The organism is Pseudomonas onubensis (genome assembly GCF_965653655.1).
Lineage (GTDB): Bacteria > Pseudomonadota > Gammaproteobacteria > Pseudomonadales > Pseudomonadaceae > Aquipseudomonas.
Genome location: NZ_CBFHAZ010000002.1, coordinates 88147 through 103399, shown reverse-complemented (window position 1 = coordinate 103399; position 15253 = coordinate 88147). Strand labels below are relative to the sequence as shown.

The following is a 15253-nucleotide window of genomic DNA, read 5'->3' as shown; positions in this document are numbered from 1 at the left end:
GGAGCTCGACGGTGGCCAACACACCTTCCGCCAAAAAACGTGCAAAACAGGCTGAGAAGCGTCGCAGCCACAACGCCAGCCTGCGTTCCATGGTTCGTACCTACATCAAGAATGTAGTTAAAGCCATCGACACCAAAGACGCTGAAAAAGCTCAAGCTGCTTACGTTCTGGCTGTGCCTGTTATCGACCGTATGGCCGATAAAGGCATCATCCACAAGAACAAAGCCGCTCGTCATAAGAGCCGCCTGAATGGCCACATCAAGGCTCTGAACGTCGCTGCAGCAGCCTAAGTGGTAACAACTGCCACGTAACTCAGGTTGCGTAACAGTTAAGAAATGCCCCGGACCGAAAGGTCCGGGGCATTTTTGTTTGTGCTCCAATCACAATGGAAGCCTTATGTGGCGAGGGAGCTTGCTCCCGCTGGGTCGCGTAGCGGCCCCTGCTCTTAGCTTTAAAAGCATGGGACTGCTACGCAGTCCAACGGGAGCAAGCTCCCTCGCCACAGGAAACCCGGCAATTCGGCGGGACACATTTTCAGGCGCAAAAAAAAACGCCCCGAACCAGTCGGGGCGTTTTTGCTACCTATTGATCAAACCACAATCAATGGTGATGACCGCCTTCACCGTGGACGTGGCCGTGAGCCACTTCTTCCTGGGAAGCGTCGCGGATGGCAACGATCTTCACTTGGAAGTTCAGACGCTGGCCAGCCAGAGGGTGGTTACCGTCGACAGTCACGTCGTCGCCGTCCAGATCGCGGATGGTGACGATCTGCATTTGGCCGTCCGGGGCGGATGCGTGGAACTGCATGCCCACTTCCAGCTCATCAACACCTTCGAACATGCTGCGGCTCAGGGTGCTGACCAGTTCGGCGGAGTATTCGCCGTAAGCATCTTCAGGTTCTACGGCGACAGTCAGTTCGTCACCGACGTTCTTGCCTTCCAGAGCCTTCTCCAGGCCCGGGATGATGTTACCTGCGCCTTGCAGGTAGACCAGCGGCGCGCCGCCGGCGGAGCTGTCGATGACCTCACCAGCGTCGTTGGTCAGGGTATAGTCGATGGAGACAGCCTTGTTGGCGGCGATCGTCATGGGGCGAGACCTTTTGCATAAGAATGAAGAACGGACAAGTCTAAACAAGGATTTGCCCGAAAGCGAACAGAACCCGGACAGACGGAGCCGATCAACGGCAACCTTCATCCTTGGCTTCCACCAGGATGGCGACGGCCACTGGGTGGCCGAACTGTCTTGCGGCCACACCCAGCACCTGCGCCACCAGCCGCCATGGCAGTCGCGCGCCTGGGTACTCGATGCTGCGCAACGCCTTGAAAAAATAGGCCAACCCTTTACGTGCGGCTGGTGTGCGCAAGCGCCTGAATAACGATAACCTTGGTGCCTGATTCCCGGTAGGCGCTCAGCCATAGAGCGCCACCGAAGCCATGCACCTCCAGAGAATTCGCATGCAGACTTTTTTTATCGCGCCCACCGATTTTGGTGTGGGTCTGACCTCCATCAGCCTTGGGCTGGTGCGCACCCTTGAGCGGGCCGGGCTGAAAGTCGGCTTCTTTAAACCGATTGCCCAGCCACATCCGGGCGACACCGGCCCCGAGCGCTCCACCGAACTGGTGGCGCGCACCCACGGCCTGAAGCCACCACAACCCTTGGGCCTGGCCCATGTGGAACGCATGCTCGGCGACGGCCAGCTCGACGAGTTGCTCGAAGAAATCATCACCCTGTACCAGCAGGCCGCCGTGGGCAAGGACGTGCTGATCGTCGAAGGCATGGTGCCGACCCGCAGCGCCAGCTATGCGGCGCGGGTCAACCTGCACTTGGCCAAGAGCCTCGACGCCGAAGTGATCCTGGTGTCGGCGCCGGAGAACGAAGTGCTCACCGAGCTATCGGGCCGCGTGGAATTGCAGGCCCAGCTGTTTGGCGGCCCCAAAGACCCGAAAGTGCTGGGTGTGATCCTCAACAAGGTGCGCACCGACGAAAGCATGGAAGCCTTCTCGGCGCGCCTCAAGGAGCATTCGCCCCTGTTGCGCAGCGGCGATTTCCGCCTGCTCGGTTGCATCCCTTACCAGCCCGAACTCAACGCCCCGCGCACCCGCGACGTGGCCGACCTGATGGGCGCGCAGATCCTCAACGCCGGCGACTACGAAACCCGGCGCATGACCAAGATCATCATCTGCGCGCGCACCATGCGTAACACCGTAGAGCTGCTGAAACCGGGCGTGCTGGTGGTAACGCCGGGCGACCGTGACGACATCATCCTGGCCGTCAGCCTTGCCGCGATCAACGGCGTACCCCTGGCAGGCCTGCTGTTGACCAGCGACACCCTGCCCGACCCGCGCATCATGGATCTGTGCCGTGGCGCTTTCCAGGCCGGGCTGCCGGTGTTGTCGGTAAGCACCGGTTCCTACGACACGGCGAACCAGCTCAACAGCCTCAATAAAGAAATCCCGATTGATGACCGCGAGCGTGCGGAGATCATCACCGATTTCGTCGCCAGCCACCTCGATGCACGCTGGCTGCACCAACGCTGCGGCACGCCACGGGAAATGCGCCTGTCGCCGGCGGTGTTCCGCTATCAGTTGATCCAGCGCGCCCAGGCCGCCAACAAACGCATCGTGTTGCCCGAAGGCAGCGAGCCGTTGACCGTGCAGGCCGCCGCCATCTGCCAGGCTCGGGGCATTGCGCGCTGCGTGCTGCTGGCCAAACCTGCCGACGTGGAAGCCGTCGCCCGCGCCCACGGCATCGAATTGCCCGAAGGCCTGGAGATTCTCGACCCGGACCTGATTCGCCAGCGCTACGTCGAGCCGATGGTCGCACTGCGCAAAAGCAAGAGCCTCAACGCGCCGATGGCCGAGCAACAATTGGAAGATACGGTGGTGATCGCCACCATGATGCTCGCGCTGGATGAAGTGGACGGCCTGGTCTCCGGGGTTATTCACTCCACCGCCAACACGATCCGCCCTGCCCTGCAATTGATCAAAACGGCGCCGGGCTGCACCCTGGTGTCGTCGGTGTTCTTTATGCTGTTCCCCGAGCAGGTGCTGGTGTACGGCGACTGCGTGATGAACCCGCACCCAAGCGCCGTGGAACTGGCGGAAATCGCCCTGCAAAGCGCCGACTCGGCCGCCGCCTTCGGCATCACCCCACGGGTGGCGATGATCAGCTATTCCAGCGGTGACTCCGCCAGCGGCGAAGAAGTCGAAAAAGTCCGCGAAGCCACCCTGCTCGCCCACGAACAGCAAAGCTCGCTGCTGATCGACGGGCCGTTGCAGTACGATGCCGCCGCCAATGAAACTGTCGCAAGGCAGTTGGCGCCCAATAGCCAGGTCGCCGGCAAAGCCACCGTATTTGTGTTCCCGGACCTGAACACCGGCAACACCACCCATAAAGCGGTGCAACGCAGCGCCGATTGCGTGAGCCTGGGGCCAATGCTGCAAGGCCTGCGCAAACCGGTGAACGACCTGCCGCGCGGCGCACAAGTGGACGACATCGTGTACACCATCGCCCTGACGGCGATCCAAGCCGCCAACCGACCTATGGATATCTAAATGCTGGATTTTCTACCTGCCGCCGTGCGCGGGGTTATCGCGTCCTTGTTGTTGGCGCTGAACACGATCCTGCTGTGTTCGTTCCTGTTTATCGTCGCGCTGTTCAAGGCGCTGCCATTTGCCAAACGCTTCAGCGAATGGCTGATGAACCATACGCACGAAGCCTGGGTGACCAATAACAAGGGCTGGATGAACCTGGTGCGGCGCACGCGCTGGCACCTGACGGGCCTTGAAGGCCTGGACTATCAGCACTCGTATCTGGTGACCAGCAACCACCAGAGCTGGGTCGACATCATGGTGTTGCAATACGTGCTCAATCGGCGGATTCGCCCACTGAAGTTCTTCCTCAAGCAAGAGCTGATCTGGGTGCCGGTGATTGGCCTGGCATGGTGGGCGCTGGGCTTTCCGTTTATGAAGCGCTACACCAAGGCATATCTGGAAAAACACCCGGAAAAGAAAGGCAAAGACCTGGAAACCACGCGCAAGACCTGTGCGAAATTTCGCGACAACCCGGTGGGTATTTTCAACTTTGCCGAAGGCACGCGGTTTACGCCGGGTAAGCATGCGCAGCAGAAGTCGCCGTTCCGTTACCTGCTCAAGCCCAAGGCGGGCGGAATTGCGTTTGTGCTGGATGCCATGGGCGAGCAGCTCAAGTCATTGGTGAACGTGACCATCCACTACCCAGCCGGGCGCCCAGGTTATTGGGATTTGTTGTGCGGGAATGTGCAGGACGTGGTGGTGCAGTTTGAGGAAGTGCAGATTCCGGCCGGGTTTATCGGCAAGAATTATGAGCAGGATGGGGAGTATCGGCTGGCGTTCCAGGGGTGGATTAACCAGTTGTGGGAAGACAAAGACCAACTGCTGGCCAAACTGCACACAGACTTCCCGGATAACAAGTGATCAAAATGTGGGAGCGGGCTTGCTCGCGAATACGGTGGGTCAGCCACACATGTATTGACTGACACTCCGCTTTCGCGAGCAAGCCCGCTCCCACATTTGACCGAGTTGTTTTCAAGAGTCCATGAAAAAGCCCGCCACCGAGTCATCGGTGGCGGGCTTTTTTGTGGCAGCGAGGGTTAGATCGCGCCGCGCTGGCGCAACAGCTCCAGCACTTGCTTGACGCTGTCTTCCAGCGACGTGGCCTGGGTGTCGATTACCAGGTCGGCATTCAACGGCACGTCGTACGGGAAGGACTCGCCTGGGATGTTATCCCCACCCGCAGCGTACAGGCCTTGCGGATCACGCTCGGCGCACACCAGCGGCGATGCCTGCACGTAGACCGTCAGCAAGCGGTCGCTGCCGATCAGCGCCTTGGCCTGTTCACGGCCTTCGGCATCCGGAGCAACGAAGGCCGCCAGAGTCAGCAAGCCGGCTTCGTTGAACTGACGCGCCACGTGAGCAGCACGGCGCCAGTTCTCGGTACGCCCGGCGCGGTCCTGCGGCAAGCCCTTGTTCAGGTCGTGACGCAGGTTCTGGCCATCCAGTACGAATACCGCACGGCCCATGTCGAACAGCTTGCGCTCAACCGCATAAGCCAAAGTGCTTTTGCCGGCGCCGGACAGGCCGCTGAACAACACGGTGGCCGGTTGCTGGCCGAAGCGCAGGGCGCGTTCTTCGGTGGCTACATGGGCGAGGTTGCCGTGTTGCGCAGTGCCACCATGGCCCACCGGCGGCGCGATGATCATGCCCGCAGCCACGGTGCCGTTGGTCAAACGGTCGATGACGATAAACGCACCGGTGGTGCGGTTGCTGTCATAGCCATCCAACGCAATGGCGGCGTCGAGGCTGACCTTGACCCTGCCAATCTCGTTCAATTGCAGCGAACTTGCCGGGCCTTCGGCCAGGGTGTTCACGTCCACGCGGTGCACGATGCTGGTGATCGAACCCGGCACGTAGCTGGTGGCGCGCTTGATGTCGTATTTCTTGCCCGGCAGCATCGGCTCTTCGGCCATCCACACCAGCATGGCGTCGAAAGCGTCGGTGACTTGCGGCACGTTGTCGGCATGCACCAGCAGGTCGCCACGGGAGATGTCGATCTCGTCTTCCATGGTCAGGGTCACGGCCTGGCCTGGGCCTGCGTGCTCCAACTCACCTTCGAAGGTAACGATGGATTTGACGCGGCTGCTCTTGCCCGACGGCAACACCACCACTTCGTCGCCCTTGTGCACGATGCCGCTGGCCAGGGTGCCGGCGAAACCACGGAAGTTCAGGTTCGGACGGTTGACGTACTGCACCGGGAAACGCAGGTCGGTGTAGTTGCGGTCATTGGCGATCTCGACGGTTTCAAGGATCTCCATCAGCGACTGGCCGGTGTACCAGGGCGAACGCTCGCTCTTGTTCACCACGTTGTCACCCTTGAGCGCCGACATCGGCACGAACGCCATGGTGCTCGGCTTAAAGGCGATGCCTTCGGCGAACTTCAGGTAATCGGCCTTGATCGACTCGAACACGCTTTGGTCGAAGCCATTGATGTCCATCTTGTTGACGGCAATCACGATGTGCTTGATGCCCAGCAACGAGGCGATATAGCTGTGGCGACGGGTCTGGGTCTGCACGCCATAGCGGGCGTCGATCAGGATGATCGCCAGGTCACAGGTGGACGCACCGGTGGCCATGTTGCGGGTGTACTGCTCATGGCCGGGGGTGTCGGCGATGATGAATTTGCGCTTGGCGGTGGAGAAGTAGCGGTAGGCAACATCGATGGTGATGCCCTGCTCACGCTCGGCCTGCAGGCCGTCGACCAGCAAGGCCAGGTCGATGTCATCGCCGGTGGTGCCGGATTTTTTCGAATCACGGGTGATGGCTTCCAGGTGATCTTCGTAGATCATCTTGGAGTCGTGCAGCAGGCGCCCGATCAGGGTGCTCTTGCCGTCGTCGACGTTGCCGCAGGTCAGGAAGCGCAACATCTCTTTGCGCTCGTGCTGGCCCAGGTACGCGAGGATGTCCTCGCTGATCAAATCAGATTGATGGCTCATTGCGTTCAAGCTCCAAGCTGTAAGCTTCAAGCGGCAAGCTTGTCGGCGTACAGCTAGTCAGAAATTTTGTTGATCAAGCCGCAGAGCATTTTTGAGAGCTCGCGAGTTTCTGTAATCCAGTTTTCAGCCAGCGGGCGGGCGATGTAAGCGATGTCACGACCGATGAGAATCTGAGTCCGTAGCTCTCCACAAGAAGCTTTCGCAATCCAAAGAAAGTGAGCTTTCTCTTTGCTGCCACGACGTTCCATGCCTTCAGCAATATTGGAAGGCACCGAAAGTGCAGACCGGGTGATTTGATCCTTGAAGCCAAAATCCCCGCACTGCGCAAACGCTCTATAGATCCCCACCGCCAAACACTTGCTTCTCTGCCAGACAACCAATTTCTCGAAATCCATTACGAGTCACTCAATAGCGGCTCGCAACAGCCGGCTGCAAGCACCAAGCTGCAAAATTACGCGTACCGCCTTTAACTTGCAGCTTGCCGCTTGTAACTCGAAGCTTAAAAGTACCCTTGACGTTTTTTATCTTCCATGGAGCCTGCGCCATCGTGGTCGATGACCCGGCCCTGGCGCTCGGAAGTTCGCGTCAGGAGCATTTCCTGAATGATGTCCGTCAGCGTCTCGGCTTCGGACTCCACCGCGCCCGTCAACGGGTAGCAGCCAAGGGTACGGAAACGTACTTTCTTTTTGACGATTCGGGCTTTGTCTTCGTCGGACAAGTGCTCGAGGATGCGGTCGTCGTCGATCATGATCAACGTGCCGTTCTTCTCGATCACGTCGCGCTCGGCGGCGAAGTACAGCGGCACAATCGGGATGCCTTCTAGGTAGATGTACTGCCAGATGTCCAGCTCGGTCCAGTTGGACAGCGGGAACACACGGATCGACTCACCCTTGTTGACGTTGCCGTTGTAGACGTTCCACAGCTCGGGGCGCTGGTTCTTCGGGTCCCAACGGTGTTTGCTATCGCGGAACGAGTACACGCGCTCTTTGGCGCGGGACTTCTCTTCATCGCGACGGGCACCGCCGAAGGCTGCGTCGAAACCATGCTTGTCCAAGGCCTGCTTGAGTCCTTCGGTCTTCATGATGTCGGTGTGCTTGGCGCTGCCGTGGGTGAACGGGTTGATGTTCTGCGCCACGCCATCGGGGTTGATATGGGTGATCAGGTCCAGGCCCAGCTCTTCGACCATTTTGTCGCGGAACTTGTACATCTCCTGGAATTTCCAGCGGGTGTCGACGTGCATCACCGGGAACGGCAATTTGCCCGGGAAGAAGGCCTTGCGCGCCAGGTGCAGCATCACGGCGGAGTCTTTACCGATCGAGTAGAGCATCACCGGGTTGTCGAACTCGGCGGCGACCTCGCGGATGATGTGGATGCTTTCCGCCTCCAGCTGTTTCAGATGCGTCAGTTTGTCGACCATGGCTACTCACGGAAAAACGATCTTATGGACGGCCAGCGGGCCGTGTTCGAGCGGGGCATGCTAGCACAGCACCTTCTTCTATTCAGGGAGCCAGCTAGATCGAAACGGTATATGAATATGCCCCACAGTTTGGGGTGGAACTGGTTCAGGCCAGCTCCCACATTAGATTGGGTTAGGGCAATCGATGAACAAATGCTCCAGCGCGAAACGCCGCGCCAAATAGTCACCCAATGCCTGCACACCATAACGCTCAGTGGCGTGATGGCCCGCAGCAATAAAGCTGATGTCGTTTTCCCGCGCGCTGTGGAAGGTTTGCTCTGACGCTTCGCCGCTCAAGTACAGGTCGACGCCGGCAGCAATCGCATCGTCGATGTAGCCTTGCCCGCCGCCGGTGCACCAACCCACACGGCGGATCATCTCGCTGCCTTCGATCAAGAGTGGCTCGCGGCCCATTACATCCTGCACACGGCGGGCAAAATCACGCGGTGACAAGGGTTCGGCCAGGGAGCCGACCAGGCCGACGATTTTCGGGTTGTTCGGATCCAGCGGGCCTTCGACGGTGATGTCCAACTGACGGGCGAGTTGCACGTTGTTGCCCACTTCCGGGTGCAGGTCCAGCGGCAGGTGGTAGGCCAGCAGGCTGATGTCGTGCTTGAGCAGGGTTTTCAGGCGGCGCTGCTTCATGCCGGTGATACACGGGTTTTCGCCTTTCCAGAAATAACCGTGGTGCACCAGCACCAGGTCGGCCTGGGCTTCAACCGCTGCATCCAGCAACGCCTGGCTGGCCGTGACGCCGCTGACGATGCGCATCACCTGCGGGCGCCCCTCGACCTGCAGGCCATTGGGGCAATAATCGGCAATTTTTGCGCTGCCAAGGTAGCGGTCCGCTTCCTCGACCAGGGTGCTAAGGGGGACAGCCATAAAAGACTCCTAAATATCCCGTTCCGAGGCGCTCGCAGCCTCGTATAATGCGCAACATTATGGGCGCTCTCCCGCCCCCTGCAACCTGTCAGGACTTACTTGATGCTCAAGGCACTGCGTTTTTTTGGATGGCCATTGTTGGCTGGCGTGCTGATCGCGATGCTGATTATTCAGCGTTATCCCCAATGGGTGGGCTTACCCAGCCTGGATGTGAACCTGCAACAGGCCCCGCAAACCAGCTCCGTGGTGCAAGGCCCGGTCACCTACGCAGACGCCGTGGTTATCGCCGCGCCCGCCGTGGTCAACCTGTACACCACCAAAGTCATCAACAAACCGGCGCACCCGTTGTTTGAAGACCCGCAATTTCGCCGCTATTTCGGCGACAACGGCCCCAAGCAGCGCCGCATGGAATCGAGCCTGGGTTCGGGCGTGATCATGAGCCCGGAAGGCTACATCCTCACCAACAACCACGTGACCAGCGGCGCCGACCAGATTGTGGTGGCCCTGCGCGACGGCCGTGAGACCCTGGCCCGTGTGGTCGGCAGCGACCCGGAAACCGACCTCGCCGTACTCAAGATCGATTTGAAAAGCCTGCCCTCCATCACCATCGGCCGCTCCGAAGGGCTGCGCGTGGGTGACGTGGCACTGGCCATCGGCAACCCGTTCGGGGTTGGCCAGACCGTGACCATGGGCATTATCAGCGCCACCGGGCGCAACCAGTTGGGGCTTAACAGCTACGAAGACTTTATCCAGACCGACGCGGCCATCAACCCCGGCAACTCCGGCGGCGCGCTGGTGGATGCCAATGGCAACCTGACCGGCATCAACACCGCGATCTTCTCCAAGTCCGGCGGCTCCCAGGGCATCGGCTTTGCGATCCCGGTGAAGCTGGCGATGGAGGTGATGAAGGCGATCATTGAACACGGCCAGGTGATTCGCGGCTGGATGGGCATTGAAGTTCAGCCCTTGACCAAGGAACTGGCCGAGTCGTTCGGCCTGACCGGTCGCCCAGGCATCGTGGTCGCCGGGATTTTCCGCGATGGCCCGGCGCAAAAAGCCGGCCTGCAATTGGGTGATGTGATCCTCAGCATCGACGGCGAACCAGCCGGCGACGGCCGCAAGTCGATGAACCAGGTCGCACGGATCAAACCGACCGACAAGGTGGTCATCCAGGTGATGCGCAACGGCAAAGAGATCAAGCTGGTGGCGGAAATCGGCCTGCGGCCACCGCCGGCACCGGTCAAAGAAGAGGAATAACGGCTGTGGGAGCCCGTGCGCGGGCTCCTGTAACCTAATATTTCTAAAGGAATTCATTCTCATTGGTCATGTTATATTGTTTCAATATCGCTATTGGAACGCTCTATCATGCCGTCTCGAAGATTTGCCCCCCTGGCTGGCCTGGCCCTGGGCTTGTTGCTCGACCCCGTCTACGCCGAAGACAACAGCGTTGAACTGGACACCATCAGCGTCACCAGCGACGCCTATGAATCCGCCACCGGCCCGGTTACAGGCTACCGCGCCACCCGTTCCGCCAGCGCGACCAAGACCGACACGGCCCTGCGTGACATCCCACAATCAATCAGCGTAATTCCGGCCACGGTGCTCAAGGACCTGGGCAGTACCAACGTGGAACGTGCCCTGGAATTTGCTGGCGGCGTGTCCAAGCAGAACAACTTCGGCGGCCTCACGCTTTACGAATACAGCGTGCGCGGCTTCACCACATCGGAGTTTTACCAGGACGGTTTCAGCGCCAACCGTGGCTACCCGAGCACACCGGACGCGGCCAATATCGAGCGCATCGAAGTGCTCAAAGGCCCCGCCGCCAGCCTGTATGGGCGTGGCGATCCGGGCGGCACGGTGAACATTGTCACCAAGAAGCCGCAGCCCGAAGCCTTCACCACCCTGCAAACCAGCGCCGGCAGTTGGGACCGCTACCGCACTGCGCTGGATGTGAACACCCCGCTGGATGACGAAGGCCGCGTGCTGTCGCGGGTCAACCTGGCGGTGGAGGACAACCACAGCTTCCGTGATCACGTCGACGCCCAGCGCGTGTTCGTCGCACCGTCTTTCAGCTGGCAATTGGACCCGGACACCCGCCTGCTGGTGGAAAGCGAATTTGTGCGCCACAGCTCCACCTTCGACCGTGGCATCGTCGCGCCGCAGGGCATGTCGCGCTCCACCTTCCTCGGCGAACCCAATGACGGCAATATCCGCAACCACAACAACCGCATCCAGGCCGCGTTGGAACATCACCTCAACGACGCCTGGCAACTGCGCCTGGCCAGCCATTACAAACAGGGCAGCCTGTGGGGCGACGCCTCGGAAAGCCGCGCACTGAATGCAGGCGGCCACACCGTCAATCGTCGTTACCGCGAACGCTCGACGGGTTGGCACGACAGCATCACCCAGCTTGAATTGCGCGGCATGTTCGATATCGGCAGTTGGCAGCATGAGTTGCTGATCGGCACCGAATACGAGGACTACCGCAAGAAGGAACGCGTCACCGCGATCGGCGGCAGCCTCTACCCCATCGACATCTACAAACCCGTCTACGGCCAGCCCAAACCCAACGGCGCACGTTCCGGTACTGACTTCTACGAGCAGGTGAAAAGCCAGGCGTTGAACCTGCAAGACCAGATCATCTTCACCGACCGCCTGCGCGGCATGGTCGGCGCACGCTTTGAGCATTTCGAGCAAAGCACCGATGACTTCACCCGCAACCACGCCAAGAGCCGTCAGACCCACGACGCCCTCACCCAGCGCGCCGGTTTGCTCTACCAACTCACGCCGCAAGTCGGCGTGTTTGCCAACGCCTCCACCTCGTTCAAACCCAACAATGGCCTGGACGCCGGCGGTAAATCCTTCAAACCGGAAGAAGGCGTGGGCTATGAAGTGGGCATCAAGAGTGAGCTGTTTGACGACCGCTTGAGCACCACCCTGGCCGCCTTTCATATCGACAAACAAAACGTGCTGGCGCTGGACCCGGCCACCGACACCAACCGCGCCATGGGCAAGGCGCGCAGCCAGGGTTTTGACCTGCAACTGAGCGGGCAAGTGACGGACGCGGTACGCGTGATCGGCGCCTTTGCCTACATCGACGCCGAAGTGACCAAAGGCGACAAAACCATTCCCACCGGCAGCCGGATTCTCGGCGTGGCCAAGCGCAGCGGCAGCCTGCTGGGCGTGTATGAGTTTCAGGACGGCGCACTGCGCGGCTCAGACCTGGGCGCGGCATTTACCTACGTCGGCGATCGCTCCGGCGAGGCCGGCGGTAGCTTCGAGCTGCCGGCGTATCACACCGTCGACCTGCTGGCCCACTACAAGGCCAGTGACAAGGTCACCGTGGGCTTGAACCTCAATAACTTATTCGACGAAAAGTACTACGAGCGCTCCTACAGCAATTACTGGGTTATGCCCGGTGAGCCGCGCAACTTCACCGTCAGCCTGACCCTCAACCTGTAACAGGACGCCACCATGCATGCTTTCAAATCCCTGGCCGTCATCGGCCTGCTGTTTGCCACCCAAGTCTCGGCCCACGGCCTGTGGACCGAACAGCGGCGCGGCAATATCGAAGTGATCTACGGCCACGGCGCCGAGGACAATGCCTTCAAGGCACAGAAAATCAGCGGTGCCTGGGCGTATGACGCCGGCGGCAAGATGATCCCGGTGACCGTGGAGCGCCTGCCCGACCATGCACGCCTGAAGCCGCTCAAATCACCGGCCGTGCTGGCGGTGGCCCTGGACAACGGCATGTGGTCGCAGACGGCGGACAAAAAGTGGATCAACCAGGGCCGCAGTAAGGTGCCGGGGGCGATTGAGTCGACCCAGACCTTCAAGTACAGCCTGGCGATTTACCAGCCGGGGGCGAAGCTGCCCAAGCTGGATCAGCTCAAGCTCGTGATTCTGCCGGAAGTCGACCCGCTGACCGTAGGGCCCGGCAAGTCACTGCCGGTGCGGGTGTTGCTGGACGGCAAACCTGCGGCGGGGATCAAACTGGTGGGTGATTATCGCAATGCGCCGAACACCGTGAGCACCGAGACCGACAAGGACGGCCGCGCTCAGGTGCTGGTGCGTAATGAAGGGCTGAATGTGATTGCTGCGCAGGTTGAAGTGCCGCTGAAAGACAACGCCGACGCGGCCACCCGTGGGCTGTTCACTTCGCTGACCTTCCTTGGTGAGCCGCACCACGAATAAACACCCAAAACTCAAAGTGGGCACCATCAATGTGGGAGCGGGCTTGCTCGCGAAGGCGGAGTGTCAGTCACCGGATGTATTGACTGATCCACCGCATTCGCGAGCAAGCCCGCTCCCACATTTAGTGTGTGTTTGGCTTGATTAGAGTGACAACGGCGCCCGCTCGCACAGCGTATTGAGCGCCGCCGCCCACTGCGGGTCATCGTTCAAGCACGGCACCAACACCAACTCCTCGCCCCCTGCCTCGCGGAACTGTTCCAGCCCGCGATCGCCAATCTCCTCGAGGGTCTCGATGCAATCGGCGACAAACGCCGGGCACATCACCAGCAGCTTTTTCACGCCTTGCTGGGCCAAAGTCTCCAGGCGAGCTTCGGTGTAGGGTTCGATCCACTTGGCGCGGCCCAACCGCGACTGGAACGCCACCGACCACTTGCCCTCCGGCAAGCCCATGCGCGCGGCAAAGTCGCGCGCCACGCTGAAGCACTGGGCGCGGTAGCAGGTGGCAAGCACCTCGGGCGAAGCGTTCTTGCAGCAGTCAGCATCCTTGAAGCAATGCTGGCCTGTGGGGTCGAGTTTTTTCAGATGGCGCTCAGGCAACCCATGGAAGCTCAGCAACAAGTGATCGAATGCCTGCGCCACGTACGGCCGGGCGCTGGCGACCAAGGCATCGAGGTATTCCGGCTGATCGTAGAACGGCTGCAAGATAGAAAACTGCACGTTGAGCTGCTTGTCGCGGACCACACGCTTGGCTTCTTCAATCACCGTGGTCACGGTGCTGTCAGCGAACTGCGGATACAGCGGCGCCAGGGTGACTTTTTGAATGCCTTGAGCCCCAAGGCGCGTAAGGGTGGTTTCAAGCGACGGCTCGCCGTAGCGCATTGCCAATTCCACCGGGCCGTGGGTCCACTGCTGGGTCATTTGCGCTTGCAAGCGACGGCTCAGGACCACAAGCGGCGAACCCTCTTCCCACCAGATCGAGGCGTAGGCATGCGCCGACTGCTCAGGGCGCTTGATCAGGATCAGCGACACCAGCAAGCGCCGCACCGGCCACGGCAGGTCGATCACATAAGGGTCCATCAGGAACTGATTAAGGTAGCTGCGCACATCGGTCACCGAAGTGGATGCCGGTGAACCCAGATTGACCAGTAACAACGCGTGATCCGTCATGCAACATCCTATGGCTAGAGGCGGCTGGACAAGTCTTCCAGGGCCGCGTGCAACTCAGTGAACTGAAAAGTGAAACCGGCGGCCAGCAACCGTTCGGGCACGGCCTTCTGCCCGCCCAGCAGCAACCCGGACAACTCGCCCAGGCCGACCTTCAAGGCAAACGCCGGCATCGGCATGAACGCTGGGCGGTGCAGCACCTGCCCCAAGGTCTTGGCGAACTCGCTGTTACGTACCGGGCGTGGCGCGCAGGCATTATAAGGACCGCTGGCGTCAGCGTTGTGCAGAAGAAAATCAATCAGGGCAATTTGATCTTTGATATGGACCCACGGCATCCACTGCCGACCATTGCCGATAGGCCCGCCCAGCCCCAGTTTGAACGGCAGCAGCAGCCGCGACAAAAAGCCGCCCTTGGCCGCCAACACCAGGCCGGTGCGCACCAGCACCACGCGGGTGCCGAAGGCTTCGGCACGCAACGCGGTTTCTTCCCAGGCGATGCACAATTGGCTGGGGAAATCATCCTGCACCGGGCCACTGGCTTCGGTCAGTTCGCGCTCGCCGCCGTCGCCGTACCAACCCACGGCAGAGCCCGAAATCAGCACGGCCGGCTTTTGCGCCAGGCCTTCCATCCAAGCCAGCAAGGTTTCGGTGTGGCTGATGCGGCTGCTCCACAGCAATGCCTTGCGCTTTTTGGTCCACGGGCGATCGGCAATCGGCGCGCCAGCCAGGTTGACCACCGCATCCACAGTGCCGATCACGTCTTGCAAACGGCCGACACCGAGTACCTCGGCACCGCACCATTTGGCCACAGTATCCGGCTCGCGACTCCACACCGTCAGGCGATGCCCTTGGGCAAGCCAGTGCAGGCAGAGTTGACGACCAATCAAACCCGTACCGCCGGTCAGCAAAATATGCATGGGTTTCTCCTCATGTAACGTTTGCCGCCCATCGCTAGTCTATTTTATAAGCAGGGATCTTTTGTAAGTGGGCGTTACGTTGGTTGCAGAGGCCAATTCAAGCCTCCTTCT

General features: G+C 60.4%; 14 protein-coding genes. 7 read left to right on the top strand and 7 right to left on the bottom strand.

Annotation, left to right across the window (positions count from 1 at the left end):
* The first annotated feature begins 11 nt into the window (after positions 1-11).
* Positions 12-290: a 30S ribosomal protein S20 gene (rpsT, locus tag ACTD9P_RS01390; RefSeq protein WP_003171647.1), complete on the top strand. Its 279-nt coding sequence runs from the start codon at positions 12-14 to the stop codon at positions 288-290.
* 310 nt (positions 291-600) lie between these two features.
* On the opposite strand, the gene ACTD9P_RS01385 is transcribed toward rpsT, so the two are convergent.
* Positions 601-1086, bottom strand: coding sequence for an FKBP-type peptidyl-prolyl cis-trans isomerase (locus ACTD9P_RS01385; RefSeq protein WP_003188398.1), 486 nt, complete (start codon positions 1084-1086; stop codon positions 601-603).
* Between ACTD9P_RS01385 and ACTD9P_RS01380 the strand changes: the two genes are divergently transcribed.
* The 3 genes from ACTD9P_RS01380 (at position 1085) to yihG (ending at position 4454) form a co-directional block, all read left to right on the top strand.
* Positions 1085-1375 carry a DUF3565 domain-containing protein gene (locus ACTD9P_RS01380; protein WP_438866442.1) on the top strand — a complete coding sequence of 97 codons (291 nt, stop codon included), beginning with the start codon at positions 1085-1087 and terminating at the stop codon, positions 1373-1375. The genes ACTD9P_RS01385 and ACTD9P_RS01380 overlap by 2 nt on opposite strands.
* Before the next feature lie 79 nt (positions 1376-1454).
* The gene (gene pta, locus ACTD9P_RS01375; protein ID WP_056859109.1) at positions 1455-3554 is read left to right on the top strand and encodes a phosphate acetyltransferase; all 2100 of its coding nucleotides are present in this window, start codon (positions 1455-1457) and stop codon (positions 3552-3554) included.
* Positions 3555-4454, top strand: coding sequence for a 1-acylglycerol-3-phosphate O-acyltransferase, YihG family (yihG, locus tag ACTD9P_RS01370; RefSeq protein ID WP_438866398.1), 900 nt, complete (start codon positions 3555-3557; stop codon positions 4452-4454).
* A 176-nt stretch (positions 4455-4630) separates the two neighbouring features.
* Here yihG and cysN read toward each other — a convergent pair whose 3' ends face one another.
* The 4 genes from cysN to ACTD9P_RS01350 form a co-directional block, all read right to left on the bottom strand.
* Positions 4631-6529 (bottom strand): sulfate adenylyltransferase subunit CysN, encoded by a 1899-nt coding sequence (cysN, locus tag ACTD9P_RS01365; protein ID WP_438866397.1) that lies wholly within the window; start codon positions 6527-6529, stop codon positions 4631-4633.
* A gap of 53 nt (positions 6530-6582) precedes the next feature.
* Positions 6583-6924: a four helix bundle protein gene (locus ACTD9P_RS01360; protein ID WP_338479546.1), complete on the bottom strand. Its 342-nt coding sequence runs from the start codon at positions 6922-6924 to the stop codon at positions 6583-6585.
* A gap of 104 nt (positions 6925-7028) precedes the next feature.
* Complete coding sequence (gene cysD / locus ACTD9P_RS01355; protein WP_003171640.1) at positions 7029-7946, bottom strand: sulfate adenylyltransferase subunit CysD; 918 nt, start codon at positions 7944-7946, stop codon at positions 7029-7031.
* 162 nt (positions 7947-8108) lie between these two features.
* Positions 8109-8867, bottom strand: a complete 759-nt coding sequence (locus tag ACTD9P_RS01350; RefSeq protein ID WP_200432619.1) for a Nif3-like dinuclear metal center hexameric protein — start codon at positions 8865-8867, stop codon at positions 8109-8111.
* Between the two features lie 102 nt (positions 8868-8969).
* On the opposite strand from ACTD9P_RS01350, the gene algW reads away from it, so the two are divergent.
* From algW to ACTD9P_RS01335, 3 genes are all read left to right on the top strand, one after another.
* Positions 8970-10124 (top strand): Do family serine endopeptidase AlgW, encoded by a 1155-nt coding sequence (algW, locus tag ACTD9P_RS01345; RefSeq protein WP_438866396.1) that lies wholly within the window; start codon positions 8970-8972, stop codon positions 10122-10124.
* A gap of 108 nt (positions 10125-10232) precedes the next feature.
* Positions 10233-12329 carry a TonB-dependent siderophore receptor gene (locus ACTD9P_RS01340; RefSeq protein WP_438866395.1) on the top strand — a complete coding sequence of 699 codons (2097 nt, stop codon included), beginning with the start codon at positions 10233-10235 and terminating at the stop codon, positions 12327-12329.
* 12 nt (positions 12330-12341) lie between these two features.
* Positions 12342-13061, top strand: coding sequence for a DUF4198 domain-containing protein (locus ACTD9P_RS01335; protein WP_438866394.1), 720 nt, complete (start codon positions 12342-12344; stop codon positions 13059-13061).
* A 141-nt stretch (positions 13062-13202) separates the two neighbouring features.
* Here ACTD9P_RS01335 and hemH read toward each other — a convergent pair whose 3' ends face one another.
* Positions 13203-14228 carry a ferrochelatase gene (hemH, locus tag ACTD9P_RS01330; protein WP_438866393.1) on the bottom strand — a complete coding sequence of 342 codons (1026 nt, stop codon included), beginning with the start codon at positions 14226-14228 and terminating at the stop codon, positions 13203-13205.
* 14 nt (positions 14229-14242) lie between these two features.
* Positions 14243-15142, bottom strand: a complete 900-nt coding sequence (locus ACTD9P_RS01325) for a TIGR01777 family oxidoreductase (protein WP_438866392.1) — start codon at positions 15140-15142, stop codon at positions 14243-14245.
* Between the last annotated feature and the right edge of the window lie 111 nt (positions 15143-15253).